24 protein-coding genes are annotated in these 24092 nt (G+C 57.6%); 4 read left to right on the forward strand and 20 right to left on the reverse strand.

Annotated elements, in window-relative coordinates; translation table 11 throughout:
• From ADIMK_RS01360 to ADIMK_RS01380, 5 genes are all read right to left on the reverse strand, one after another.
• Nucleotides 1-288, reverse strand: a complete 288-nt coding sequence (locus ADIMK_RS01360; RefSeq protein WP_051692292.1) for a PepSY domain-containing protein — start codon at nucleotides 286-288, stop codon at nucleotides 1-3.
• A complete protein-coding gene (locus ADIMK_RS01365) occupies nucleotides 269-886 on the reverse strand; it encodes a diheme cytochrome c (RefSeq protein ID WP_036182717.1) in 618 nt (205 codons plus the stop codon). Before ADIMK_RS01365 ends, ADIMK_RS01360 begins: the two co-directional genes overlap by 20 nt.
• Before the next feature lie 32 nt (nucleotides 887-918).
• Complete coding sequence (locus ADIMK_RS01370) at nucleotides 919-1311, reverse strand: DUF1924 domain-containing protein (protein ID WP_036182719.1); 393 nt, start codon at nucleotides 1309-1311, stop codon at nucleotides 919-921.
• Nucleotides 1308-1934: a cytochrome b/b6 domain-containing protein gene (locus tag ADIMK_RS01375; protein ID WP_051692294.1), complete on the reverse strand. Its 627-nt coding sequence runs from the start codon at nucleotides 1932-1934 to the stop codon at nucleotides 1308-1310. The genes ADIMK_RS01370 and ADIMK_RS01375 overlap by 4 nt, the downstream gene beginning before the upstream one ends.
• Before the next feature lie 91 nt (nucleotides 1935-2025).
• On the reverse strand, nucleotides 2026-2964 hold the full coding sequence (locus ADIMK_RS01380) for an AraC family transcriptional regulator (RefSeq protein WP_197027448.1): 939 nt from the start codon (nucleotides 2962-2964) through the stop codon (nucleotides 2026-2028).
• Between the two features lie 292 nt (nucleotides 2965-3256).
• Here ADIMK_RS01380 and ADIMK_RS01385 point away from each other — a divergent pair, with 292 nt between their 5' ends.
• Nucleotides 3257-5002, forward strand: coding sequence for a methyl-accepting chemotaxis protein (locus tag ADIMK_RS01385; RefSeq protein WP_051692298.1), 1746 nt, complete (start codon nucleotides 3257-3259; stop codon nucleotides 5000-5002).
• A 221-nt stretch (nucleotides 5003-5223) separates the two neighbouring features.
• On the opposite strand, the gene ADIMK_RS01390 is transcribed toward ADIMK_RS01385, so the two are convergent.
• The 5 genes from ADIMK_RS01390 to ADIMK_RS01410 all read right to left on the reverse strand — a co-directional run bounded on the left by ADIMK_RS01390 (nucleotide 5224) and on the right by ADIMK_RS01410 (nucleotide 10059).
• A complete protein-coding gene (locus tag ADIMK_RS01390) occupies nucleotides 5224-6117 on the reverse strand; it encodes a SphA family protein (RefSeq protein WP_051692300.1) in 894 nt (297 codons plus the stop codon).
• 61 nt (nucleotides 6118-6178) lie between these two features.
• Nucleotides 6179-6709 (reverse strand): flavin reductase family protein, encoded by a 531-nt coding sequence (locus tag ADIMK_RS01395; protein ID WP_051692302.1) that lies wholly within the window; start codon nucleotides 6707-6709, stop codon nucleotides 6179-6181.
• A 1-nt stretch (nucleotide 6710) separates the two neighbouring features.
• A complete protein-coding gene (locus ADIMK_RS01400; RefSeq protein ID WP_036182721.1) occupies nucleotides 6711-7952 on the reverse strand; it encodes a styrene monooxygenase/indole monooxygenase family protein in 1242 nt (413 codons plus the stop codon).
• A 56-nt stretch (nucleotides 7953-8008) separates the two neighbouring features.
• Nucleotides 8009-8812: an SDR family oxidoreductase gene (locus tag ADIMK_RS01405; protein ID WP_036182723.1), complete on the reverse strand. Its 804-nt coding sequence runs from the start codon at nucleotides 8810-8812 to the stop codon at nucleotides 8009-8011.
• A gap of 11 nt (nucleotides 8813-8823) precedes the next feature.
• Nucleotides 8824-10059 carry a dienelactone hydrolase family protein gene (locus ADIMK_RS01410; protein ID WP_156042738.1) on the reverse strand — a complete coding sequence of 412 codons (1236 nt, stop codon included), beginning with the start codon at nucleotides 10057-10059 and terminating at the stop codon, nucleotides 8824-8826.
• A gap of 222 nt (nucleotides 10060-10281) precedes the next feature.
• Here ADIMK_RS01410 and ADIMK_RS01415 point away from each other — a divergent pair, with 222 nt between their 5' ends.
• Entirely contained in the window at nucleotides 10282-11292 is a 1011-nt protein-coding gene (locus tag ADIMK_RS01415; RefSeq protein WP_036182727.1) for an AraC family transcriptional regulator, read from the forward strand.
• Nucleotides 11293-11323: 31 nt separating this feature from the next.
• Here ADIMK_RS01415 and ADIMK_RS01420 read toward each other — a convergent pair whose 3' ends face one another.
• The 7 genes from ADIMK_RS01420 to antA all read right to left on the reverse strand — a co-directional run bounded on the left by ADIMK_RS01420 (nucleotide 11324) and on the right by antA (nucleotide 18156).
• Nucleotides 11324-12583, reverse strand: a complete 1260-nt coding sequence (locus ADIMK_RS01420; RefSeq protein ID WP_036182729.1) for a TRAP transporter large permease — start codon at nucleotides 12581-12583, stop codon at nucleotides 11324-11326.
• Nucleotides 12580-13128, reverse strand: a complete 549-nt coding sequence (locus tag ADIMK_RS01425) for a TRAP transporter small permease (protein ID WP_036182731.1) — start codon at nucleotides 13126-13128, stop codon at nucleotides 12580-12582. The genes ADIMK_RS01420 and ADIMK_RS01425 overlap by 4 nt, the downstream gene beginning before the upstream one ends.
• 58 nt (nucleotides 13129-13186) lie before the next feature.
• Nucleotides 13187-14170 carry a TRAP transporter substrate-binding protein gene (locus ADIMK_RS01430; protein ID WP_156042740.1) on the reverse strand — a complete coding sequence of 328 codons (984 nt, stop codon included), beginning with the start codon at nucleotides 14168-14170 and terminating at the stop codon, nucleotides 13187-13189.
• A gap of 65 nt (nucleotides 14171-14235) precedes the next feature.
• Nucleotides 14236-15159, reverse strand: a complete 924-nt coding sequence (locus ADIMK_RS01435) for a catechol 2,3-dioxygenase (protein WP_036182733.1) — start codon at nucleotides 15157-15159, stop codon at nucleotides 14236-14238.
• Between the two features lie 49 nt (nucleotides 15160-15208).
• On the reverse strand, nucleotides 15209-16228 hold the full coding sequence (gene antC, locus ADIMK_RS01440) for an anthranilate 1,2-dioxygenase electron transfer component AntC (protein ID WP_036182734.1): 1020 nt from the start codon (nucleotides 16226-16228) through the stop codon (nucleotides 15209-15211).
• Nucleotides 16229-16272: 44 nt separating this feature from the next.
• A complete protein-coding gene (antB, locus tag ADIMK_RS01445) occupies nucleotides 16273-16761 on the reverse strand; it encodes an anthranilate 1,2-dioxygenase small subunit (protein ID WP_036182736.1) in 489 nt (162 codons plus the stop codon).
• Between the two features lie 3 nt (nucleotides 16762-16764).
• A complete protein-coding gene (antA, locus tag ADIMK_RS01450; protein WP_036182738.1) occupies nucleotides 16765-18156 on the reverse strand; it encodes an anthranilate 1,2-dioxygenase large subunit in 1392 nt (463 codons plus the stop codon).
• Between the two features lie 484 nt (nucleotides 18157-18640).
• Here antA and ADIMK_RS01455 point away from each other — a divergent pair, with 484 nt between their 5' ends.
• The gene (locus ADIMK_RS01455) at nucleotides 18641-19648 is read left to right on the forward strand and encodes an AraC family transcriptional regulator (protein WP_081849616.1); all 1008 of its coding nucleotides are present in this window, start codon (nucleotides 18641-18643) and stop codon (nucleotides 19646-19648) included.
• A 173-nt stretch (nucleotides 19649-19821) separates the two neighbouring features.
• On the opposite strand, the gene ADIMK_RS01460 is transcribed toward ADIMK_RS01455, so the two are convergent.
• Both ADIMK_RS01460 and ADIMK_RS01465 read right to left on the reverse strand, forming a co-directional pair.
• A complete protein-coding gene (locus tag ADIMK_RS01460; RefSeq protein ID WP_051692304.1) occupies nucleotides 19822-20145 on the reverse strand; it encodes a hypothetical protein in 324 nt (107 codons plus the stop codon).
• Nucleotides 20146-20316: 171 nt separating this feature from the next.
• Nucleotides 20317-21204: a LysR family transcriptional regulator gene (locus tag ADIMK_RS01465; RefSeq protein WP_036183164.1), complete on the reverse strand. Its 888-nt coding sequence runs from the start codon at nucleotides 21202-21204 to the stop codon at nucleotides 20317-20319.
• Between the two features lie 126 nt (nucleotides 21205-21330).
• Between ADIMK_RS01465 and ADIMK_RS01470 the strand changes: the two genes are divergently transcribed.
• Nucleotides 21331-22548 carry a benzoate/H(+) symporter BenE family transporter gene (locus ADIMK_RS01470; protein ID WP_036182740.1) on the forward strand — a complete coding sequence of 406 codons (1218 nt, stop codon included), beginning with the start codon at nucleotides 21331-21333 and terminating at the stop codon, nucleotides 22546-22548.
• 82 nt (nucleotides 22549-22630) lie between these two features.
• On the opposite strand, the gene ADIMK_RS01475 is transcribed toward ADIMK_RS01470, so the two are convergent.
• A complete protein-coding gene (locus ADIMK_RS01475; protein ID WP_036182742.1) occupies nucleotides 22631-24064 on the reverse strand; it encodes a sodium-dependent transporter in 1434 nt (477 codons plus the stop codon).
• Nucleotides 24065-24092: the final 28 nt, after the last annotated feature.

Genomic DNA, 24092 nt, shown 5'->3' on the forward strand with positions numbered 1-24092 from the left:
TCAGTCCTCTAGCTCCTGCTTCAACAGTTGACCGCTGCGGGCGTCGATCTCGAACTCCCGCACATGGCCATCCTCACCCAACACCTCAATCTCGTAAATCAGTCGGCCATGCTCGCGCTCGAGATCCACATCCAGAAGGTGGCCGGCCAGCCGCTTACTGTGCTGCTCAAGCAGCTCATCAAGCGAGAGCATCTCACCGCGCTTGACCAGCGCCCGGGCTTCGTCCGGCCCGAGCTTGTCCTTTGCCCATAGCAGCTGACTGGTAAGACTAATCGTCCCAACGACCATAACCGGGAATATCCACCGTATCCTCATCGAATACACCTCTTTGCGCGGCCTCGCCATGGCACGCCTGACACTGACTGAAACTGCCGACCTCCGGGTTGCCGCTGACCAGCCTCTGCGGCACTTCGTCATGCTTGCCCTTGAAGTAGCGGGTCTGGGTTATCCGCAACGGCGTCTGATCGTCTGTGATACCCCGGAGAAACTTTTTGGAGCGCCGCCCCGGATTCACATCCGCCGCGTTGGCGGCAAGATAGTCCTCTATACGTTTGGCGGTCGCCTCCGGTAACTCGGCACTCTCGCCAAAATGATCATCAAGACCTGCCATGATCGTTCGCCAGCTGCGCTCTGGCAGCAGCTGGGCCGGATAGGCCAGATGGCACGCCGAACACTCTTCAACGTAGACCGGATCGATCTCGCTCTGTCCCCTATTGCTATAGACCGTGTCATCGCGCTCACCGCGACGGTCATCGTCATCATGCTCACTCTCGGCCCAGGCACCACCCACACTCAGGTTTACCAGACCCACACCACCGAGCGTTAGCGCCGTACCCAACAGCGTAACCCCCAGAGCCCACCGAAGACCATTCATCCACTTGTTCATAACGCCATACTCCTACTGTACGCGAGAGATCTTTACTGCGCCTGTAACCAGGTCAACACATCGCCCTTTTCCTGTGCGCTGCATTCACGCCCCAACACGCCTTTGCAATTGCGCAGAAACCATTTGTTGATCTGTTTCACATCGGTCAACCGCTGCGAATTGACCGATGGCGCCATCGGCTCTATCGGCTTACGGGTACGCTGGTGACGCCCAAGCTGTTTGGGATCTTTCGTATGGCAGCCCGCACAGCTGCCACCCTCAAACTCCCGATTCCAGAACGCCTCACCTGCTGAGGCATCAAACGTCGACACGCCCTGCTGGAGATACTCCTTCAGCAAGCGGTCAGTCGCTTCGGACGCCTGAGCCACCCCTTGCAGGGAGCCAATGATCAGCGCTGCCATCGCAATACCTTTAAACCCGCTCATTTCTCCTCCTCCGGCGATGCATGCTCGGCAACGGATTTACGTCCGGTGATCATCGCCCTGACCAGGTTCTCCCGGTGCAGCAGACTGCTGACCAACACACCGGCCAGATGTACAGCCACCATTGCCAGTAGCAGGTTGGCGAAAAACTCATGGACCTCTTTCACCAGATGTTCGGATAGACCCGCCACCCAGGTTGCCGCCAACGGCCCATCCCCCTCCGTCGCGACCAGTGCCATACCGCTCAACGTGAGCATCGAGAGCCCCAGCAACAGCGCCAGTACCATCCAGCCACCGGCTGGATTGTGGCCGACGTAATGGCGTGGACGTCCACTGAAGAGACGCTTGAGATAGTCTTTGACCCGTTCAGGCCCGTGAACGAAGCTGGCAAAGCGGGCGTGGCGTGTACCGATCAGCCCCCAGACCAGCCGAAAGCCCACCAGTGCCGCAATGGCATAACCGCTCCACTCATGTAGCACCTGAACTTCATCTGCGGTGATCCAGGCAAGGGTGAAGAACCCCACCAACGACCAGTGAAAGATACGCACCAACGGGTCCCAGACCTTGACGCTGCCGGTGGCAGTGGCCCTGTCGGTGGCTGTATCGGTATGTGTGAGACTTTCCATAAACGGCCTCCTATATAAGTAGGAGGCCAGTATGAAAGGAGGAGTCTGAAATGAAGCTTAAAGTGGGCTTTAGTCGCGGCGAATGGTTTGCTTAGCCCTGACACCGCCGACGGGTGTCGCTGGGCTTTTCACCGAAGACTTTCTGATACTCCCGGCTGAAACGCCCCATGTGGGTGAATCCCCAGCTCAACGCCGCGTCGGTGACCGACACAGCCTGCTGCTCAAGCGCCGCTTTGACCTTCTTCAGGCGGATCTGGCGCAGATGTTCCATGGGGCTGGTCTGGCGGAAGTCATGAAAGCCCGCATACAGGGTACGAATGCTGACACCGGCAAGCTCGGCAAGCTGCCCCGGCGTCAGCGCCTCGGAGGCGTGTTCCTCGATATACTCCTCGACCCGCTTGACGTATCGAGGCGCCAGCGTCTGTCCCGGTTGATTCATGGCATCGGTATAACTGTGGGTTTGAATCGCAAGCAGGGTGTTGATAACCAGCTGCTCTAGCTGATGACGAATCAGTACCTGATCGGTAGCCGAGGGGCACTCCGCCAACAACTGCGTGAGGTAGAGCATCATGTTGCTCCAGATCGGATTGGCCCGCCAGGAAAGCTCAGATTTGAAGCTCAGCGGCGCACCCAGTGGCCGGCCCAGCTGTTGCCCGCAGGCACGTTCAACCGCGTCACGCTCGATCCTGAACATCAACATGTCGCAGTCGCCACTCCACCACATGCTCAGTGGATCGGTGGGGTTGAGCACCGAGGCCAGATTCGCATCAAGGGCGATATGGTGCTCGCCACTGATGATATCCGCCCGGCCGCAGACCGGCATCTGGATCAGGTAGAACTGCTCCAGATGCTTGGGATCTATTCGCACATTCGCGCCGTACTTGAGCCGGTTGAACTTCACCTGCCCCAGCGAAAGTGAGTGCATGCGCGCATCCAGCCCTTTATCGGCGTCCATATCCAGGCGATGCGGTTTATACGCGGCGGCCACCTCCTCTCTCACCTCATCAAGGGAGACAGAATGAAACAGCAACCGATTTGTGTCGTCCTTCAAAGCCTTCTGTATACAGGGAGACAAAGCCTTGCCTGATAACATACAGACCTCCCGTTTTTTTATTGCGTTGGATCAACTTATAGGTACGAGGGGCTTGAAATATTTTTGATTCAGTATACCGGCCTGAAATGAAATTTTGAGCGTTTTACACGACATTCCCGCACTATCCGGATACGCACAGCACTATTCGGATAGTGGCACCGAAAGCCGCCTCGTTACTCTCGAACATCGACGCTCCCCACCCCTCCAATTCAGTTCGAGAGAGACACCCATGACCACTCAACCCACAGTGCTGCGCACGCCACCGCGCCGTTCGCTCTACACAAGGATAGGCTCGGTTATTGCCCTTCTGCTTTTGCCATTTCTGGTGCTGCTGGCGGGCACCTTGCAGCTAGACCCACAACCAGCCCCTATGGCCCCCCAACTACGGTTATGGAGTACAGCGGCCTGTGTGATCGCGCTGATCAGTTCAGGTGTGGCCGCCCTGCTGCTCTGGCGCTTTCTGGTCACACCTGTGACGCGCTTAAGGCTCGGCTTCGATGAGATCCGAAAACGCGAAGGTGATATCTCCTTTACCCTGCCGCCAAGCTCCCACGCCGAGCTTTCGCAGATCAGCCATGCCTACAACGACTTTTCCACCAGTCTGAAACAGATGATCGCCAACGCCCGCCAACGCAGCGTTCATGTGTCGATCTGCTCGGCGCAGATGCAGAAAAGCATTACCCGGGTCAATCAGGCCGCTGAACAGCAGGTGGAAGCGGCGCAACTGGTGTTCCAGTCAAGCCGTGAATCCACTGACGCGATCAGTGATATCTCACGCCATACCCAGAACATTGCCGCGCGCAATGAGCACAATCTGCAGGAGGTGCATCAATCCAACGAGGAGATCCAGCGCATCCGCGAGCAGGTCTCTGCAATTGAAGCGCAGGTACGCGAGTTTCAGGGCATGGTGCAGCAGCTGGAGCACAACTCGGAAAGCATCATCAGCGTGCTGTCGATGGTGCAGGGTTTCTCCCAGCAGACCAATCTGCTGGCCCTGAACGCCTCGATCGAAGCGGCCCGCGCCGGAGAAGCCGGCCGCGGCTTTGCCGTGGTGGCCGATGAGGTTCGGGCGCTGTCATTGAAGGTCAGCGATGCGACCCAGGAGATCGACAGCAATATCTCCACGATGACAACATTGGTGGGCAGTACGCGCAGTGCCTCTGAACGCATTCTGCACCATGTCAGCGAAACCGATGGTTTTATCGCCCGCACCCGCGACAAGTTCTCGCTGATGCTGAAGGATTTCGAGCTGCTCAATGGCCAGCTGACCGAGATCAGCGCCGCCATTGAGGAGCTCTCCTGCACCAACAGCGCGACACACGACAACATCAGCTCGATCACCGAACTCTCCGACGGCATCCGCGACGAGGTTCAGGTCTCGGCTGAACATGCACAGGCGCTGGAAAGCGCCACCGAGGAGATGCAGGAGCTGCTGTCGCGGTTCCAGATCGGCTATGGCGGCTTCGAAGAGATTTTAGGTAGCGCCCGACGCTGGGCACGGGAAACCGAGCAGGCGCTGAACGATCTGGCACAAGGCGGACAAAACCTGTTCGACACTGACTATCGCCGCGACAATCCGAACCAGGAACCGGCCAAATTCAGTACCGGTTACCTCAGTGCCTGCAAAAGCCGCATTCAACCGCTATTTGACCAGATCGAGCGTGAGCACCCTGACTGGCTGATCACCGCTTTCGATCTGAACGGCTATATGCCGGTCACCAACGCTAAAATATCGAAGCCATTGACCGGCAATCCCGATATCGACACGGCCAATAGCCGCCACCAGCGGATCTATGCGGCCAACCGCGCCGAGAAACGCCGTGCAGCCAACGCCGCCCCCTTCCTGCTGCTTACGTTCGTGCGCGATACCGGCGAGATCATGAACTCCATCTCTATCCCGCTGCATGTCAAAGGGCGTCACTGGGGCAACTTCTGCGTCGCGTTCAAGCCGGAGAAACTGCTTGAGCTCAAGTGACCGCGTCCAGCGCGGGGCCTGAGCGCCCCGCTCGATCACCGCACATCAACCCCAATAGCGAAGTGTGACTGGGGTGGATAGGAGCCGGGAATAAAAGAAAGAGAACGGTACAGAGTGAAAGAGGGAAAGAGGGAAAGAGGGAAAGAGGGAAAGAGGGAAAGAGGGAAAGATTAGACGCCAAAAGAAAAAGACCGGCCGCCTGGGCCGGTCAAGCTCGGCTATCAGAAGGGGATGATAGTCTTGATCCAGAGCGCATCGCCCTCCGGACGGTTTTCCACGGCAAACTCTTTCTGGTACTTCATGGAGAAGAAGAACCCTTTACCGTTGTCATACTTGACGCTTGGGCCAAAGGCGAACGCCTGACCCTTGTTGCCGATATCCACACCGTTCACCTCATCGCCGGTTACCTGCTTGTAGCCGTAACCGCCCACACCGACGGTCCAGTTCGGGGTTACCCCCCAACCGACGGCATAATCGAAGTGGAACTCCTGACCCGACTTATAGTGGGTGTCATCGTTCTCGAAGTTGTAGTCATACATGAACTTCACATCGGCGTTCAGACCGGTCGGGTTCACCAGAGAGGCTGCATACACCGCCTGCAGCGCCCAGTAGTTACGACCGATATTAGCCAGATCGTTCTTGTCGTACTCACCGGTGGGCACGAACAGGTCGAAGCCCACGGCGCTGTGCAGGTTGGGGCTGTGGTGATAGGACAGCGCAGCGGTCAGGTCGAGATCCCCCACCCCTTTGTTGCTCTGGCTGAAGCCGTTCACGGATACATCCAGATCCACCAGCGGCAGCAGCGCGGCACCAAATAGCTGGCCACCTAGTATTGTCTTGTCGGTCACCCAGACCAGACGTGGCGCCAACACATTCGCCTCCAGATCGAAGTCGATCGGCAGGCTGTCACCCGAGCCATCCTTGAACTCGTCGGCACTGTAGTGCTCGGCATAGATCAGCGGATAGACCCCCGGTGGCGGCAAGGCGCCCATCAGGTAGTTCTCGGCCCCCATCGGATAGTTGGAACCGCCCCCCTCCGTCGCCAGTACGTGGGTGGAACACAGCATGGCAATCGTTGCGGCAAGCGTCAGCTTGGTTGGTGTGCAAACTGTCATCGATTGTTTTCCTTATGTTTATATCAGGCAGGCTCCGCCATTGTCGGCGGAGCCGTCAGAATCACTCGCTCAGCAAACGGGCGAATGTACCCCGGTAAAACAGCAGCGGATCACAGGGTTCGGAAGCGATGGCATCGACCCGCCCGACGATCAGCAGGTGATCGCCCAGCTCTTGCGTGAAGCTCACCGTGCACTCGAGATGGCCCTGAGCCCCCTTGAGCAGCGGTACGCCATGCGTATTGGTTTCAAACTCCACATCCTGAAACTTGTCCGGCATCGGGCGGGCGAACTGCAACGCCAGCTCCTGGTGATGAGCACCGAGTATGTTGATCGCAAAGGGGTTGCCCTCTTTGAACAGCCCCACGTTGCTGGACTTCAGCGCCAGACTCCACAGCACCAGCGGCGGGTCCAGCGACAGGGATGAAAAGGAATTGGCGGTAATACCCACCGGCTTGCCGTCAAGGCCGGGGGCTGTCACCACGGTGACACCGGTGGCAAAGAGGCCCAGGGTGTTACGCAGCTCGCGCGGGTCTATCTCGTTGGTCGGCGTGAAGGTATCACGCTCGGCCACAGCCAGGTTTGAAGTCGTCATATCAGGCTCCTGATGCTATATGGGTCTGAACCACGTCCTGAGTGGCAGCGGCATCCTTCCACCAGGGCATGAATTGGGTCGGATCGTTGAAGCCGTTGGCGATACGCGCCGCCAGAGACGGTGATTGTTGGGCGGCGCCGAGCAACTCAAGGGTGTGCGGCTGTGGCGGGACCAGCAGGCTGTTGGTCCAATCCACCACACCATTGGCATATGACCAGTAAGCCTCGAAGGTGGCATTCATCCACTCGTCATCGAACGGCTGATCGCCCCGCGCCTGAATGGCATCGAGGTAGATCCGGCTGCATTTGGAGGCGTTGTTGGAGCCCTGACCGGTGATCGGGTCGTTGACCACCAGCGCATCGGCAATCCCCATGATCTTGCGACCGGAGGGCAGCGTTGCAATCGGCTTGCGCACTGTCGGCGGGAAACGGCCGGCGATGATGCCGTTGTCGTCGGTCAGCTCGATACCGCGACAGCGCTCCACTTCGGCCGGAGCAAAGTTTTTGACGATCTCCAGGCTGCGCGCCAGGTGCTCTTGGGGTGTTTTGACATCCTGCCAGCAGTCCATCGGGCCACCGGGGATCCCTTCGAACACCATAATTTCGCACGGGCCGCTATTGGTCAGCGCCGGGAAGCAGAAGTACTCGCCGACACCGGGGATCAGGTTGAACGCCACGCGGGAGAACGGCTCCATCGGCTTCATGCCGTGCACGTAAGTCAGCGCCAGTGCACGCTGGGGTTTGTCGAAGGTGGAACGCTCAGCGTCACGTTCGAACAGGCCAACTATGTCGCCCTTGCCTGCCGCCAGCAGTACCAGATCGTAGGCTTTGGCCAGCTCTTCCAGCACATCCACGTCCACATCACGGATCTGAAGATCGCCGCCGAGACGGACAAATTCGTCCATCCATACCGGCATCTTCACACGCTGATCCACCGACTGGGCCGGCTTATCCAGACGCGCCGCCCACTCGATGAGGTTGCTACCCGCGTTGGCCGGGTCCGGCACGCGCAGGCCGATACCTTCAACCGGCGGGCAGTCGTTCTCCCAGAAATTGATTCCCAGATCGCGTTCGTTCTGCAGCGCCATGTCGAACATGCACTGGCTGGACATCACCTTGCCAGCCTTGATCTGCTCGCCGGTGCGGTTGGACAGAATGGATACTTCATAGCCCGCCTTGAGCAGGCCGATTCCGGTCTGCAGGCCTGACTGGCCTGCGCCGACGATTGCAATTTTGCGTGTCATGGGATGACTCTCCTGAACTGTTTTTCTTGTAATGGCCCGAAGACCTAGGCGTTGGGTTATTCGGCCAGCTTCGGGATAGCGGGCTCCTGCTGCTCCGGCCCAAGCGCGGAGTAGCCGCCGTCGACGGCGTAATCAGCGCCGGTGACGAAACTTGCCTTCGACGAGCAGAGGAAGGTCACCACCTGTGCAACCTCCTGCGGATCGCCCAGACGGCCCAGTATGTGGAACGGCGCAGCAACACGATCAGCCTTTTCACGGTTGCCGCCGCTGACCTCACCGATTACACGGGACCAGGTCCAGCCCGGCGATACGGAGTTGACGCGGATGCCATCCGGCGCGAAATCCAGTGCCATGCTGCGGGTCAGATGCTTCATTGCGGCCTTGCTCGCCGGATAGATCCAGCGACCGGTTTGGGCGGCCTGAGCCGAGATGCTGGTAAAGTTGACGATGGCACCGCGCTGGCTGGCCTTGAGCCAGGGTCTGGCCATCTTCGCTGCCATCACGGCGCTGACCAGATTGATATCCAGCGCCTTGAGCCAGTCGGCACGGGGGGAGTCCGCCCCGTCATCGATGTAGCTGCACGCCAGATTGACCAGATAATCGATACCGCCGAAATGCTCGGCGCTACGGGATACCGCAGCCTGCAGCTGGTCGTCATCGGTGATGTCGGTCTCGATGAACAGGGCCGAAGCGCCCAGCTCGTCAGCCAGCTTCGCTCCACCGACCGCGTCCAGATCCAGGATCGCCACCTTGCCGCCCTCGGCCACGAAGGCTTTGGCCACTTCGGCACCGATCAGGGTTGCACCACCGGTAATCAGCGCCACGCCGTTAAGCGCAGCAGAGTTATTCACACCCGTCATGATTCACCCCCTCAAGCCTTGTTCGCGCTGCTGGCCCAGTTCGCCATCAGCTCATTGGAGGGCAGGGTTTCATCCAGCAGCTTCGCCGCTGTTTCGCGCCCGGCCACCGGCAGCCCTTCAGGGTCCAGCACACCGAGCTGTACCAGCACCGTGGCCTGATCCCAGTAGATGTGCTCGTGGTAGAGCTTGTCGCCGCGGAACTTCACCACCGCTACCAGCGGGATCTCCACGTACTTACCGGTCGGCGCGATGCCCGGCACCAGCCAGTCGATCTCGCGGTCGTGGGTAAAGCAGAACAGCAACTCGTCAACGATCTGGGTGTCACCGATGGTGCGGGAGATCGGAATCAGCTTGGTATCCGGCGGATTGGAGTCCACGAAGTGATGCTTGTAGAAGCGGTACAGGTCCTTGTAACCGACACCGCCTGTCAGGGTCGGAATGTGGTTAACGTAGGGCTGAGCGACCATGGTCGCCATGGTGTCATCCACGTTGCGGGTGGAAAACTCATATTCGCAGTGCTTATCCCAGAGATAGGACAGGTCGTAGTTCGGGCCGATGGTGCGGCGCAGCGCGGTCACCGAGCGCTGATGCGCCATCAGCGCCGAGGGCTTGTGGTAGTGCTCGGACCCTGCGCGGGCAAAGGCGTGATCCGCTTCCGGGTAGAGATAGAGCTCCATGTTGTCGCGCCCCTGCAGCGCGGCAAACAGCTGGTCGCGCGCCTCGGCCGGGCAGTACTCATCCAGCTCGGCGAAATGCAGTACCAGTTTGCCCTTGATGTTGTCCGCCTCATCGAGATGGTTTTCCATCCCCATGCCGTAGTAGCCGATGGCGGCATCTACATCGCAGCGGCAGGCGCTCAGGTAGGCCAGACGGCCACCGAGGCAGAAGCCCAGCACACCAACGCCGGCAGTGAACTCATCAAGCCCCTTGAGGGCGTCGATGGTGGCGGCGATATCTTCGATACCCTTGTCCTGATCGAAGCCCTGATAGAAGCCGAACGCCTTTTTCCAGGATTCGACATCGTAGTCGAGCTCCACATTGGGCTCCTGACGCCAGAACAGATCCGGCACCACCACAACATAGCCCTCTTCCGCGTAGTAATCGGCGACCTGACGCATGGTGTCGTTGACGCCAAAAATCTCCTGCAACAGAACCAGACCCGGACCTTTTCCTGACGCCGGCACCGATACATATGCACCGAAATTTCCGCTGCCGTCTTTAGCCGATATTGTTATTGATCTTTTCATTGCGTGCCTCTGCATAGAATTTATTCAGAACCGTCGATTCATACTTGCAAAGGCATTTCAGACTTACGCGCCGAATATGGCAGCCACTATCCACTTAGTGCGAAAAATTCAACACGCCGATTAAATAACCGGTATAAACTTGTTTATGATGGCGTTGGGTTAAATAGCAGCAGAGACTGCTACATAAACAATAAAAATGCCCCAACAGTTGAGAAGTAGCCGATGTCACGCAAAGACGCACCGCCGCCGTTTCTGGCGGGCGTACTCTTGGACCAGCCGGATCTGCTGGTTGTCGATTCAGACGATGCCGATGAGGTAAAAGACAAGGTAGGTCAGTCGTTCAAACCGCATCAGTTCGAGCTGCTCCGCAGCCCGGAGGATCTGCACTCGCGCCTGCATCAGTTCGCGCTGGGAAAGCTCTCGCTCCACCGCCTCAAATACGGTGGAGAGGTCAGTGTCGATCCGGACAAACTGGAGGATTTTTTCCTCGTCCAGATGCCACTTGCCGGCAGTGCCGAGATCAGCTGCGACAGCGACACCATCCTGACCTCCGCCCAGACAGGGGTGATCATCAGCCCGACCCAACGGCTGCGTATGCGCTACCACCCGGATTGCGACCAGCTGATGCTGCGCATCGACAGAGCCGAGCTTGAACAGCTCTGCAGCCGCTATCTGGGCCATCCTCTAAAACAACCGCTGACCTTCAGCAACGCCTTTGACTGGCGCGGACTGCCGGCCTGGCACTACGCACTCGAGTACATCATCCGAATTCAGAAAGAAGCCCCCGAGAGCCTGCATGAGCGCCTGATACTGCAGCAACTCGAAGAGCTGCTGATCGCCACACTACTGAGCCAGCAACCGCACAACTACTCTGACCAGCTAGCACAGGATGGCCGTGCTTTGGCCCCGCGGCACGTCAAGCGCGTAGAGGAGTATATCGACGCCCACGCCCATGAAACCCTGACCCCGTCGCAGCTTGCGGAAATTGCAGGGGTGAGCCTGCGCACGCTCTACTCCGGATTTCACGAGTTTCGCCAGACAGGCCCGATGGAATATCTACGCAGTGTGCGCCTGCAGCGTGTCCGGGAAAACCTGCTCGCCCCCGACAACACGCTCTCGGTCACCGAGGCCGCGATGAAATGGGGGTTCAGTCACATGGGTCGGTTCAGTCAGGCATATCAGCAGCTCTATGGTGAAAAGCCCAGCGAGACGTTGCGCAAGGCGCAGGCCTAAGCCCCGCCTTGCGCCTATTGGGGGGTATTTATTAAATCAGCGCCGTGACCAGCTCGGGTATTGCCGCCAGCAAAACCAATGTCACCAGCGTTGCAAACAGGAAAGGCATCAGCGAACGGAATATCTTCATTGGCGGCACGCCGGTCATGGAGCTGCCAATGAACAAACCCGCCCCCACCGGCGGCGTTAATAATCCCATCACCAGTGTCAGACAGACGACAACACCAAACTGATAGGGGCTGATACCGAACTGCTGCTGTGCAATCGGCAGAAGAATTGGCACCACCAGAATCAGTGCCGCGATGCCATCAAGTACCATGCCGATCAGTATCAGCACACCGATCACCATCAACAGAAAGGTGAACGGATCGCTGGTCTGCTGGGCTATCCAGCCGGCGGCGGCCTGCGGCAGCTGTTCATAGACAACCACCCAACCGAAGACACCCGCGGCGGAGATCAGCATCACCACCATGCCGGAGTTAAGCGCCGTGCGCTTTAGGATCTCAGGTAGATGGTTCAGCTCCAGATCCTTGTACACGTACTTGCCGATCAGCAGCGCGCCGAGGGAGGCCAATGCCGCGGATTCCGTCGGTGTTGCAAGGCCGGTGAGGATGCCGCCAATAATCACCACCGGAATCAACCCGGCCGGTAACCCCATGAGGAAAAACTCTACCGACTGCTTACGGCTGGGCCACTCCCCTTTCGGGTATTGCTGGACCAGTCCGATCACGGCGATCACCAAAAAGAAGAGAAACGACATGATGATGCCCGGCAAGATACCGGCGATAAACATCTCGGCGATCGGCACCTGCGCCAACACACCATAGAGCACGAACAGCATGGAGGGCGGAATGATCGGCGAGAGCAACCCACCGGCGGCGGTAATCGCTGCAGCATAGGCACTGTCATACCCCTCTTTTTCCATGGCGGGCACCATGGCGCGAGACATGATCGCAATCTGTGAAGCGGCAGAGCCCATGATCGCGGCCATCATCATGTTGGCCACCAGATTGATATAGGCAAGCCCCCCTCGGAAACCACCGACCAGAATGCGTGACATGTTGATCAGGCGTGACGTCAGACCACCCTCGTTCATCAACTCGCCGGCCAGCATAAACAGCGGAATCGCCATCAGGCCGTAGCTGTCGATGGCGCTGAACAGCTGCTGGGGATAGGAGTCGAACAGCACGGCATTGCCGGAGGTCCAGATGTACCAGAGAGATGTCAGTGCCAATACCAGTGCAATTGGAACTGCACAAAACAGCAGAATAAAAAAGGGTATAAACGTCATGCTCTGGCACTCCTGTATATAGGTATACTGAAAATTTTAAGCGCCAAATTATTTAATGAATGAACAGTAAGCGAGATCGAAAATAACGGAACGATTAGCCAGGGCCATATTTTAAGCATCCCTAGCGTGTTCGTTTTTTCCGAGTATATAAAGTTAAACGTTTCGGCCTGAAACGCCTTGATATTGAAGCCGTTCGCGATCAGCGTCGGCGGGTCCATCCAGCGCCAGCAAAGCACCAGCAGAATCAGTGCGAAGAGCAAAACCATCAGGTCTGCAAACAGGCTCATCCAGTAACGCCCGCGCTCACCAAGCTTATCGATCAGAATCGTGACCGTAATCGCATCACGTTGCTTGAGCACCACCGAGGTGGCCAGAAAGGTGGACCAGATCATGGCGTAGATCGCCAGCTCGTCGACCCAGTAGATCGCCATGCCGACCGCTCGGGTCAGTATATTGAGCAGAATCAGCAGCGTGACGGCTGCAGCCAGCACCGCCGCCAACCCTATCTCGAGACGGGCCAGCCCATCGGACAACTTTTGCAACATAGCGTACTCCCGGTCTTCGCGGCCTGAACCGCGAAGACCTCATGCTATAGGTTTTGAATCAGCTGCCTTTGATCTCGGCTGCTGCCTGACGCAGTTTGCCCAGCGATTTTGCTTTCTCCGACCAGGTCGCTTCCCACTGGTTGATCGCTTCGGCGAAATCCTGCTCGCCCGCTTCGCGAATCTTGATATTCTGCGCCCGCAGCTGCTTCTCCTGATCTTTCTCCTTGGCCTGGAAATGATCGATTACCGCATCAAGCTGTTCACGCATGCTGGTTTGCAGCAGCTCGCGCTCAGCCGGGGTCAGCCCCTTCCAGACACGACCGGACACCACGCCAACCATCGGGAACATCATGTGGTTGGAGATCAGCAGGTTGTCGGCACGCTCGTAGAACTTGAAGATAAGCATCGAATCGAAATCCATGTCGATGGCATCGATCTGGCCGTTGGCGAGCGCGTCATACACTTCCGGCAGCGGCAGCGGAACGGGCGCCGCACCCACATCCAGATAGAAGTCACGGATCGGCTCGAACGGGGTGATACGCAACTTGCGACCGGAGAGGTCCGCAGGGCCCGCCGCCGTATCGCGACTGAGGACCTGGCGCATGCCGGCCATGCCATAGCCGATACCGACCAGCCCCACTTCGGCAGGCAGCTGATCGAGCAGTGAGCGCGCGGCATCGGATTTCAAGAGCGACGCCGCCTGATCGATGTTATCGACCAGATAAGGTGCATAGAGGGCACCGAAATCGGGTACACGGTTAGAGATCTCCGCCACCGTGAGGAACGCCATGTCCAGCGCGCCGGTCTGCAGCTGCTGCACCATCTCCGCTTCGTTGCCCAGCTGGCGGGCGGGATACACCGCTACGCTGTGCTCGCCGTCTGACTTGGCCTTGACCTCATCGGCAAAGGCATAAGCGGCCTTGGTCCAGTCATGGCTTGGCGGTGTGATCAGCCCCAGCTTGAACTCTTTTGCCTGTACCGGTGCTACAGCAAGCGCTACACCCACGGTCAGAATTGACGCCACGCGTTTCATAATCGACATGTTATGACTCCTACTCGTTTGAAAAATATCGAGAACCGGCCGGGCTCGGCCCGACCGATCCGTTATCACGTCAACACCGTCAGGAAGCGTTCGTTGAGCTGGCGATCATGGTAGAAAATCGCCTTGCCGAGCTTTTCGGCATCCCAGGTGATCGGCTCGTGGTCCGGATAGAACACGTCGCCGCCACAGAACACTTCGTTTCGGTTGCCCGAGGGGTCAAAGAAATAGATTGTCTGGCCGTGGGTTATACCGTGGCGTGTCGGCCCTATATCGATGGAGGTATCGGTCATCGAGATCAGATCGCCGGCGCGCAGCACATCCTCCCAGGTCTCAAGAAAGAACGATGCATGGTGGAAACGCCCCTTTTCGGGGTGTTTGATGAACGCCACGTCATGGGCCTTCATCGAGCAGGTGAGGAACTGAGCGACACGGGTGCCCTCCGGATCCACCACCTGTTCGCACAGATCAAAGCCCAGCACATCACGGAACAGACGATAGGTTTCATCCAGATCGTCACCGTAGAGCAGACAGTGATCGAAGCGCTGTGCCTTCATGCCGCGCAGATCGCGAGGCCAGGCCTCCGGATTGTGGTTGCCGATGCCGTAACGGCCCGGCTGCTCCTTCTCGGCGAACAGCTCAAAGCTGTGCCCGGTCGGAGCAACGAAACGAATACGACGACCGCAGCCGCTCAACTCACCGGCCGGAATCTGCTCGACATCAAGGCCAAACTCGACCAGTTCGCCGTGCAGGCTCTCCAGTACCGATTCGTTCAACACCTTGAACGCCATGAAATCCATGCCCGGCGTGTCCGACTCGCGCAGTACCACCGAGAACTTGTCCACCTCGGTCCAACCCTTGAGATAGACACGCCCCTGCGCGTCCTTATCAACCTCGATCAGGCCCATCAGATCACGGTAGTGGGCAACCGCTTCGTCCATATCCATTACCCGGAGCTGCACATGTCCAGGTCGCATGACACCTTTTTTCATCGTGCTTTCCTCTTTTTATTCTTGTGCTGTTTTCGTGTTGGGTTAGGTATTAGCTGGCGGAGAACTTCTCGAAGTAGATACGGCTGTTCTCCATGTTGCGCTGATCCAGCCAGCTCTTGACCGCTTCGACCATCGGTGGGGGCCCGCACAGGTAGGCATCCACCTCACCACCGTTGAAGTGCGACTCCTCGAACAGGTCGGTCACCACACCGGTAGCGCCCTGCCAGTCGGCATCCGGGTTCATCACCGTCGTCATGAAGGAGAACTCGGGAATACGCTGCTCGTAGGCCTTGAGGCGCTCCAGCTCACACAGATCCTGCGGACGGGTTACGCCGTAGAAAAGCCGCACCGGCTGCGCCTGCTTATCTGGATTGGAGGCCATCTGATCGAGCATGCCGAGGAAGGCGGCAAGGCCGGTGCCACCGGCCACGAAGATCAACGGGCGCTTGACCTGTTGCAGATAGAACGCACCCAGTGGGGCCTTGAGCGTGATCCGGTCGCCCGGTTGCGCCTGGTCACGCAGATAGTTGCTCATGACACCATCCGGCAGCAGGCGGATCAGCAACTGCAGCTGGTTGTCTTCGTTGGGCTCGCAGGCAAAGGAGTAGGATCGCCACTCATCAGTGCCCGGCACCTGCACATGCGCGTACTGCCCCGGCAGGAAGTCCAGCTGGCCAGCGCGACTGCTGGCATCGAGGTGAAGCGCAGCCGTTGAGTCAGACAGCACCTCCACTTTGGATACCCGTGCCTCAACCTCTTCGGGGCCCGCACTGGTGCAGAGCGACGAGTCGAAATCGAAGCGCACAGCACAATCGCTTTTCACCCGCATCTGGCAGGCCAGAATGCCGCCTTTGGCCAGGTCATCCTCGCTGAGGGCGTCCTCGTCGACATACTCCAGATCGTAATCACCCGACTGGCAGGTGCCCTTGCAGGATGCGCACACACCCTCTCGGCAATCCACCGGCAGGGTCAGCCCGTGACGCATGGCGGCATCGATCAACACCTCGTTGCCGTTGACTCCGATAAAGTGGGTGCGGCCATCGTTAAAACTCAGTGCAACCTTATGCATACTGCTTACCTCCCGATCCGAAGACCGTATTGCACGTCATTGGCTCAGACATGGTAGAAATCGAGCACATGGCGGATCTTGTCGTTGAGCACAATCGAGCGCTTGCTCTGGATCTTCCAGCTCTCACCCTCAGCACGCAGGCGGTATTCCGACCAGCCAAAGAAACACTCCGCCTCGCCGAAGCGGAAGAAGTGGGTGGCCCAGTTGGCCTTGACCAGCCAGCTACCATCTTCCTGCTGCTGCGCCTGAACGTTATCCACCAGGTGCATGGTGCGCGGCATCGGCGTGCAGGCCGCGCTCTTGCCGGTACGGATCCGGAACACACGATCCTCTAGCCCTGCGCGGCTCGGGTAGTAGATCAGCGACATCTCACGCTTGGGGTTGGTGGTGTAGACATGCTCGGAGTCCCACTGCGGGATATGGAACTCGGCGTTCTCATCGAACAGCGCCAGGTACTCATCCCACTGCTGGCGGTCGCAGTACTCGGACTTGCGGTATAAAAACTGTTCGATGCTCTGAAGTACATTACTCATGGCTCAACCCTCCTGCGCCTTGCGTTTCTTCGCTGCCAACCCTTCCAGCATGTAGCGCTGCCAGGTCGAGTGCTGGTTCACGTAGAGCCCCTCCTGGGTAAACTCGGTACCGGTCAGCACAGGCTGGATATCCAGCGCCTCGGTATTGGCGGTAGGCCCTGTGGCCCAGTTTTCACAGCCACGGGAGATATCGTTCCAACGCTCGGCGCGGCCCTCAAAGCCCTTCTGAGCCTCACGGAACTCGACCAGATCATCGGGTGTGCCCATGCCGGAGACGTTGAAAAAGTCCTCAAACTGGCGGATGCGATTTTCGCGATCAGCGTCGGACTCACCCTTAACGCCCAGACAGAAGCTGTGGATCTCGGTCTTGTTCCAGGCCACCGGACGGATCACGCGTAACTGAGAGCTGATCTGATCCATGAAGAACAGGCTGGGGTAGATGTTGAGGTTGCGCAGGCGGTGCATCATCCATTCGGCACGGGTCTGGCCATACTCCTCGACCAGGCGCGGCATCACGCTGGCATAGCCGGGGCGCACATCCGGATTGGGCATATCGCTGAACAAAATGGTGTGGCCATTCTTAAACGCGAACCAGCCATCATCGGTCTCCTTGTCCCCGGCACCGAGCTTGCTGTAGTCCAGGGTTTTGGAGGCTCCGCCCTCTTTCGCCGCATCCTGCTGCTGACGATGCTGCACCGTGGCCACATAGTTGTAGTGCACGGTGCTCACGTGATAGCCATCGAGGCCGTTTTCGTTCTGCAGCTTCCAGTTGCCGTCAAAGGTGTAGCTGGAGGAACCGGGTAGCACTTCAAGCTCGCCGTTCGGAGACTGCGCCGCCATCATGTCGAAAGCGATCCGGGCATCACCCAGGAACTCCTCCAGCGACTGCTTGCATTCGGTATTCAAGTTGATGAACACGAAGCCCTTGTAGCTGCTAACCAGCGCCTTGCGCAGGCCGCGGCTGGACTTGTCAAAATCCTGCGGGTACTCGTCCGGTGCCTTGACCTTGACCAGCTTGCCGTCCGACTTGTAGCACCAGGCGTGGAACGGGCAGGTGAAGGTGGACTGATTACCCTTGCAGACGCGGGTCAGTGTGGCGCCGCGATGCTGACAGGCGTTAAGCAGCGCGTTGAGCTCACCCTTGGAGTCGCGGGTGATGATCATCGGCTGGCGGCCAGCCTGCATGGTGAAGAAGTCGTTGGGGTTAGCGATCTGGCTCTCGTGGCAGGCGTAGATCCAGGTGTTCTCGAAGATCAGCTCCATCTCCAGATCGAACAGTTCACGGTCGGTGAATACGCTACGTGCAACCTTGTAGACCTTGTCGTCCGGACGGAAATCGAGAGCAGATTCGATCTTCTCCCTCCAGATCTCCAGCATCTCTGTATTTGTTGTCATCGTGATGACCTCCGGTTAGAGACGGGGCCTTGTACCCCGCCGGTGGGTTTATGGATTCATAAGACCAAACCACCACCCTGCTCGCCTATCCGGATTTTTTAGAAGCGTTATCCCCTTTTCACCACGCACCAAACAGGGTCATTCTCGCCATATATATGTGCACGTTTTCATGCCTGCAAAAGGCGATTGCAATTCATGTACTTAAATCAGGAAATGGTAATCCCACAAATAAAACACTGCCTCTTTTTATTGCACCTGCACAATGCAGATAGGGGTATGAAGCAGACGCATTCACCGGAAAAAATGGATGGTTTCCCGGTATTGATCATGAATGAAAGACAGAAAAGCCCACATCCATATAAACTTTAAGTCATTGACCGACATCATGGGTCATGCTAGTTTGAAGGTCGGCTCAACGTACGTTAGCCAAAACAATTATTATAACGTCTACATAAAGACAGGGCCGGATAATCCGGTTTTCACTATGCTGGAAAACGTAAGCCTGTTTGAAGCTGAGTCGTCAAAGAAGATATCAGCCGATATCCAGGATACTGCCGATGCAGTCTCATGGATGTCCAATATATGCGGTCCTCATGATCTCACCGTCTACAATGCACGTAAGATGCATTTCAGGCACGTGGGTAATATTCTGAACTCGACCACCACCGCTATTGGTCATATCGAGTACGGTACCGACGTCACGGTCAAAATCGAGGATCTGGAAAACAGCTACAGCATAAGCCTGCCGATCAGCGGGTTTCAGGAGCTGTCGACGCCGGACAACAAGACCGAGTCCAACATCACCAGCGGCATCATCATCTCCCCTTCAGCCCCCTGTGAGCTCAATATAAGTGGCAACTGCCGCAAGAGCCTGGTCAGAATTTCACGTCGGGAAATGGAGCTTTCACTGGAGTCGATGATTGGCAAACCGATCGACAAGCCTTTGATTTTCGAGCCAAAAATGGATGCACGCGTGGGCGCACCCAGTGCCTGGTGGCGCACCATAAGGCTGATCGAGCAGGAGCTATCCCAATCTGGCAGCCTGTACAATTTCGCACCTTTTATCCGCGATATAGAGCAAGCGCTGATCAAGGGGCTGCTGACCTCTCAGCCGCATAACTACTCGGATGCAGTGCGCGATGCGTTCAAGCGCAAGCTACCGGCCTACATCATCAAGACCATCGACTACATCCGCAACAACGCCAAGAACGACCTGCATATAGAGGATATCGAGTGGGTAGCAGGCGTATCGCGCAATAAACTCTACGCTGATTTCAAGGCCCATTTTGGTGAACCACCCACGGCTTACCTTAAACGGGTAAGGCTGGAAGGCGTACGCAATGACATAATCGCGAGCTGCGGTCATGAGAGCATTTCAAATCTTGCGATGAACTGGGGGTTTAGCCATTTAGGCCGTTTCTCATCAGAATATAAGAAACTCTTCGGTGAGACGCCATCGGATACTCAAAATAGAGCACGGCTTGAAATATAGCTGTGCTAATACCTGATTTAATACCAGGTCTTGTCAGAACACTAAAATCGCGTAAACCCAGCAATATATAATCAACATAAAAACCGGCCACTCTATAAAAGAGGCCGGTTATTTTTTAACTCACAACACCGATCTAATTAATTCAAAACCCGAATAACGTTCTCTCAAGTTTTTTACGCAATCTCATCGATATAATTAGCCGCCTCCTGACGACTGAAAAAGCGACCATGACGCACGAAGCCGGAGACAATACTGCTTCTGATCTCGACAACCCGGCCAGCACGATCACGTTTGACGATCCACTCCTCGGGTAATCCATCCAGCGTATGGAAAGACGCCACACGGCCATCCCTGAAACGTGACAGCTCGACCCGTTGATCGCACGCGTCCTGAAAGGCGGGTACAAAGGCGTGTTGAGCATTGTTCTGACTGATGCCGCCGGTGTGTTGGTATTCGATATTTTCCTGTTCCAGCGGACTGAGCGTTTCAACTGTCATGATGGCCACCCTGAGATTGTTCTGTTATTGGCTCCTGCACATTGAATTTTTTCCTTTCTGTTGGTTTAACAATGCGACAAAACATCATGACCAGCGCTCCGATGCGTGCAGTACCTAGCCACTGAGTGCAGAAATCTGCACGCGATCACTCAGCCCCCTCCCAAGAGCCCGTTATTCAAACAACTCCACCAGCCAATCGATGAACACGCGCAGGCGTGGCGGCATCTGGCGATGTTGTGGATAGAGCACCGACAAGGGGATGGGAGGCGGCGCGCACTCTACCAGCACCTCTATCAGCCGCCCCGCATTCAACTGAGCCTCAACGTGGTAGCGTGGTACCTGCACGATACCCAACCCCGCCTCGCAGCCTGCCACATAGGCAGTGCCGTTATTAACGCTCAAAGATGATCTCAGGCTTTTGGAAACCGCTCTGCCGTTGACCATAAAATGCAGCGGGTCCACCCGCGCCGTAGTCGCTGACAGAAACTCGACACAAAAGTGTCGATCAAGAGACCCAATCGATTCGGGGCGACCCTGTCGCTCGATATAGTCGCAACTGGCACAGGTTACCTGTGGCAACAGCGCCAACCGTCGTGCGATGAGCGATGAATCATCCAGCTCGCCGATTCTCAGCACACAGTCCACGCCCTCACGCACCAAGTCGATCATCCTGTCGGCCACACTGAGCTCAAGCACGATCTCGGGATAGCGCCGATAGAACGCCGGCAACGCCGGTATAACCACAAGGCGCGCCAATGACGCGGGCAGATCGACTCTTAAGCGCCCTTTTGGATACTGCGCCTGCTGTGAGAGTCGGTTCTCGACCGCATCCACATCACGCAGAATGGACTGTACCTGCCGGTAATACACCTCGCCATCGGGCGTGGTGCTCACCTGCCGCGTGGTGCGCTGAAGCAGTCTGACCCCAAGATGACTCTCCAACTGTCGCATCAACGCGGTAGCCGAGGCGCGCGACATATCAAGGTGTTCCGAGGCCGCCGTGAAACTGCCAAGCTCGACAATGCGCACGAACAGCTGCATCGCTCTGAGTCTATCCATCACCTGCACCATTGTTCGGGATTTCTTAACAGTGTTGCCGGCCAGCGGGGCTTAATCTATCCAATCTGCGCAACTAAAGTGGAAGGGCTGTACATTCCCTGCAAACAATCTCCGGTACCTCTTACCATGCGTCACGACCTTTCACTCTCAGCCATTACCGCCGGTTTTCTAGCGGTCCTTGTCTCCTACTCCGGCCCCCTGCTGATCTTCTTTCAGGCCGCGCAGAGCGCACAGGTGGGCAGCGACATGCTGGCCAGTTGGGTGTGGTCTGTCTCTATAGGGGCGGCATTTACCGGGATCCTGCTGAGCGTGTGGCTGAGAGTACCGGTTATTACAGCCTGGTCGGCCCCCGGCACCGCCCTGCTGGTGACGCTGTTTCCCGAGTTGAGCCTGAACGAGGCGGTAGGGGCGTACATCACCGCCGCCGTGATCATGATGATCATCGGCCTCAGCGGCGGCTTCGACCGGCTGGTGCGCCATATCCCCAAAGGCATCGCAGCCGGCATGATGGCCGGAATTCTGTTCCAGTTCGGTATTGCCGCCTTTGCCTCGGTGAGCCACTCACCGACACTGGCCGCTTCCATGATTGCGGCCTACATCGTGCTCAAGCGGCTCTTCCCCCGATACAGCCTGATCCTGATGCTGCTGGTCGGTATCGGATTGTCCGTGCTGCTTGAGGGCAGCGATCTGAGCGGCGTTAAGCTGCAGCTGACCACACCGACATTCATCACGCCGCACTGGAGTATTGGCGCCACACTCAGTCTCGCGATTCCGCTGGTACTGGTCAGCATCACCGGACAGTTTCTGCCCGGCATGGCGATCTTGCGTGGCGCCGGATACAACACACCGGCACGCCCGATTCTGACGCTGACCAGCCTCACCTCGATGGTACTGGCCTGTTTCGGCGGCATTACCATCGTTATCGCCGCGATCACCGCCGCTCTGTGTACCGGCAAGGATTCCCATGAAGATCCGGGCAAACGCTATATAGCCGGTATCGCCAACGGCCTGTTCTACCTGATCGGCGGAACCTTCTCGGGCACGATCATCCTGCTGTTCAGCGCCATGCCGAAAACATTTATCGCGGTGCTGGCAGGTCTTGCGCTGATCGGCGCGATCAGCAACAACCTGGCGGCGGCACTGGATGAAGTGGAACACCGTGAAGCGGCGACCATTACCTTTCTCGCCACCGCCTCCGGTATGAGTTTTTTAGGGCTCGGTTCGGCCTTCTGGGGCATCGTGATCGGCTCGATCGCCTATCTGGTGTTGAACAAGCCCTTGAGGATCGACGTACTAACGGCGATGCCCGCTGTTAAAACACGTTTCAGCGGCAAGAAAGAATAGGCGTATTCGCCCGAAAAAAGGGGGACACTCGTCCCCCAAAGCGGCTTTGACAGGAGCTCGTCAAAACGTCGCGTTCAGCGCTTCAGATCAGGTTATACACAAACACCAGCAGCACGGCGGCCGGGGTGATGAAGCGCAGTACGAACATAAACAGCTTGAACGCCAGCGGATTGCCGAAGGAGAGTTCGTTCTCCGCCGCCTGTTTGGACATGAACCAACCAACGAACAAGGCGATAAAGAAACCACCCAGCGGCATCATCAGGTTGGCGGTGGCGTAGTCGAGCAGATCGAAGATGGTCTTGTCAGCAAAGCGGGCGATGAAGCCCAGCGGATGGAAGCCGGACCATGCGTTCAGCGACAGGATGGTCAGAAGACCCAACGCCCAGATGCTGATACCGCCGACCAGCGTGCAGCGCAGGCGGCTGTAACCCTTCTGCTCCTCGAACCACTCCACCACCGGCTCCAGTAACGAGATCGCGGAGGTGACTGCCGCGACCACCAGCAGGATGAAGAACAGCGTGCCGAACAGCACGCCGCCCGGCATCTGACCAAAGGCTATCGGCAGGGTGTTGAAGATCAAACCCGGACCAGCGCCCGGCTCCAGGCCGCTGGAGAACACGATCGGGAAGATCGCCATCCCCGCCAGCAGCGCAACGACGGTGTCGACCACGGATACGGTAACCGCGGTTTTCGCGATCGAAACATGCTTGGGCAGATAGGAGCCATAGGCCATCATCACGCCCATACCCAGACTCAGGGTGAAAAAGGCGTGGCCCAGTGCGGTCAGTACCCCTTCGGTACTGAGCTTGGAGAAGTCCGGGGTGAACAGAAAGCTGATGCCGTCGGCAAAGCGGTCGGTGCTCAGCGCGTAGCCCACCATCACCAGCAGCAGCACGAACAGTAGCGGCATCAGGATATTGATCGCCTTCTCCATCCCCGCGGTGACCCCTCGTGCCACGATCATGATCACCAGCGCCATAAACACTGAATGCCAGAGCAACAGGCTGTAAGGGTCGGATAACAGGGCGCCGAATTGGGCACCGATCTGCTCTGTAGACGCACCGACAAACAGCCCACCGGCGGACTTGCCCACATAGGCAAGCGCCCAACCGCCGATAACGGAGTAGAACGACAGAATCAGGTAGGAGGAGAGCATCCCCATGCCGCCAATCCAGGCCCAGCGTTTGGAACGGCCATCCCGCTGCGCCAACTGACGCATGCTGTTGATCGGGCTACGCCCGCCGCGCCGGCCAATCGCCACCTCGGCCATCATGATCGGGATACCGATCAGTGCGATACAAACCAGATAAACCAGCACAAACGCACCACCGCCGTTCTCGCCGGTGATATAGGGGAACTTCCAGATATTGCCCAAGCCGACGGCAGAACCGCTGGCAGCGAGGATAAACGCCAGCCGCGAGGACCACATCGGGTGGGCCGCGTTCGCGCCCGCTTGAGTACCGGCTGTATCGGATGCGGCGGATCCCGCGGCTTGACTCTGAGTCAACTCAGTCATCAATCTTCTCCATCTTATTGTTATCTTT

The sequence above is a fragment of the Marinobacterium lacunae genome, assembly GCF_000705555.1.
GTDB classification, from domain to species: domain Bacteria; phylum Pseudomonadota; class Gammaproteobacteria; order Pseudomonadales; family Balneatricaceae; genus Marinobacterium_D; species Marinobacterium_D lacunae.

What these genes read in the sequence shown, in the direction of transcription:
- ADIMK_RS01360 (WP_051692292.1), bottom strand. Translation starts at nt 288, where the DNA reads ATGGTCGTTGGGACGATTAGTCTTACCAGTCAGCTGCTATGGGCAAAG.
- ADIMK_RS01365 (WP_036182717.1), bottom strand. Translation starts at nt 886, where the DNA reads ATGAACAAGTGGATGAATGGTCTTCGGTGGGCTCTGGGGGTTACGCTG.
- ADIMK_RS01370 (WP_036182719.1), bottom strand. Translation starts at nt 1,311, where the DNA reads ATGAGCGGGTTTAAAGGTATTGCGATGGCAGCGCTGATCATTGGCTCC.
- ADIMK_RS01375 (WP_051692294.1), bottom strand. Translation starts at nt 1,934, where the DNA reads ATGGAAAGTCTCACACATACCGATACAGCCACCGACAGGGCCACTGCC.
- ADIMK_RS01385 (WP_051692298.1), top strand. Translation starts at nt 3,257, where the DNA reads ATGACCACTCAACCCACAGTGCTGCGCACGCCACCGCGCCGTTCGCTC.
- ADIMK_RS01390 (WP_051692300.1), bottom strand. Translation starts at nt 6,117, where the DNA reads ATGACAGTTTGCACACCAACCAAGCTGACGCTTGCCGCAACGATTGCC.
- ADIMK_RS01395 (WP_051692302.1), bottom strand. Translation starts at nt 6,709, where the DNA reads ATGACGACTTCAAACCTGGCTGTGGCCGAGCGTGATACCTTCACGCCG.
- ADIMK_RS01400 (WP_036182721.1), bottom strand. Translation starts at nt 7,952, where the DNA reads ATGACACGCAAAATTGCAATCGTCGGCGCAGGCCAGTCAGGCCTGCAG.
- ADIMK_RS01405 (WP_036182723.1), bottom strand. Translation starts at nt 8,812, where the DNA reads ATGACGGGTGTGAATAACTCTGCTGCGCTTAACGGCGTGGCGCTGATT.
- ADIMK_RS01410 (WP_156042738.1), bottom strand. Translation starts at nt 10,059, where the DNA reads ATGAAAAGATCAATAACAATATCGGCTAAAGACGGCAGCGGAAATTTC.
- ADIMK_RS01415 (WP_036182727.1), top strand. Translation starts at nt 10,282, where the DNA reads ATGTCACGCAAAGACGCACCGCCGCCGTTTCTGGCGGGCGTACTCTTG.
- ADIMK_RS01420 (WP_036182729.1), bottom strand. Translation starts at nt 12,583, where the DNA reads ATGACGTTTATACCCTTTTTTATTCTGCTGTTTTGTGCAGTTCCAATT.
- ADIMK_RS01425 (WP_036182731.1), bottom strand. Translation starts at nt 13,128, where the DNA reads ATGTTGCAAAAGTTGTCCGATGGGCTGGCCCGTCTCGAGATAGGGTTG.
- ADIMK_RS01430 (WP_156042740.1), bottom strand. Translation starts at nt 14,170, where the DNA reads ATGTCGATTATGAAACGCGTGGCGTCAATTCTGACCGTGGGTGTAGCG.
- ADIMK_RS01435 (WP_036182733.1), bottom strand. Translation starts at nt 15,159, where the DNA reads ATGAAAAAAGGTGTCATGCGACCTGGACATGTGCAGCTCCGGGTAATG.
- antC (WP_036182734.1), bottom strand. Translation starts at nt 16,228, where the DNA reads ATGCATAAGGTTGCACTGAGTTTTAACGATGGCCGCACCCACTTTATC.
- antB (WP_036182736.1), bottom strand. Translation starts at nt 16,761, where the DNA reads ATGAGTAATGTACTTCAGAGCATCGAACAGTTTTTATACCGCAAGTCC.
- antA (WP_036182738.1), bottom strand. Translation starts at nt 18,156, where the DNA reads ATGACAACAAATACAGAGATGCTGGAGATCTGGAGGGAGAAGATCGAA.
- ADIMK_RS01455 (WP_081849616.1), top strand. Translation starts at nt 18,641, where the DNA reads ATGCTGGAAAACGTAAGCCTGTTTGAAGCTGAGTCGTCAAAGAAGATA.
- ADIMK_RS01460 (WP_051692304.1), bottom strand. Translation starts at nt 20,145, where the DNA reads ATGACAGTTGAAACGCTCAGTCCGCTGGAACAGGAAAATATCGAATAC.
- ADIMK_RS01465 (WP_036183164.1), bottom strand. Translation starts at nt 21,204, where the DNA reads ATGGATAGACTCAGAGCGATGCAGCTGTTCGTGCGCATTGTCGAGCTT.
- ADIMK_RS01470 (WP_036182740.1), top strand. Translation starts at nt 21,331, where the DNA reads ATGCGTCACGACCTTTCACTCTCAGCCATTACCGCCGGTTTTCTAGCG.
- ADIMK_RS01475 (WP_036182742.1), bottom strand. Translation starts at nt 24,064, where the DNA reads ATGACTGAGTTGACTCAGAGTCAAGCCGCGGGATCCGCCGCATCCGAT.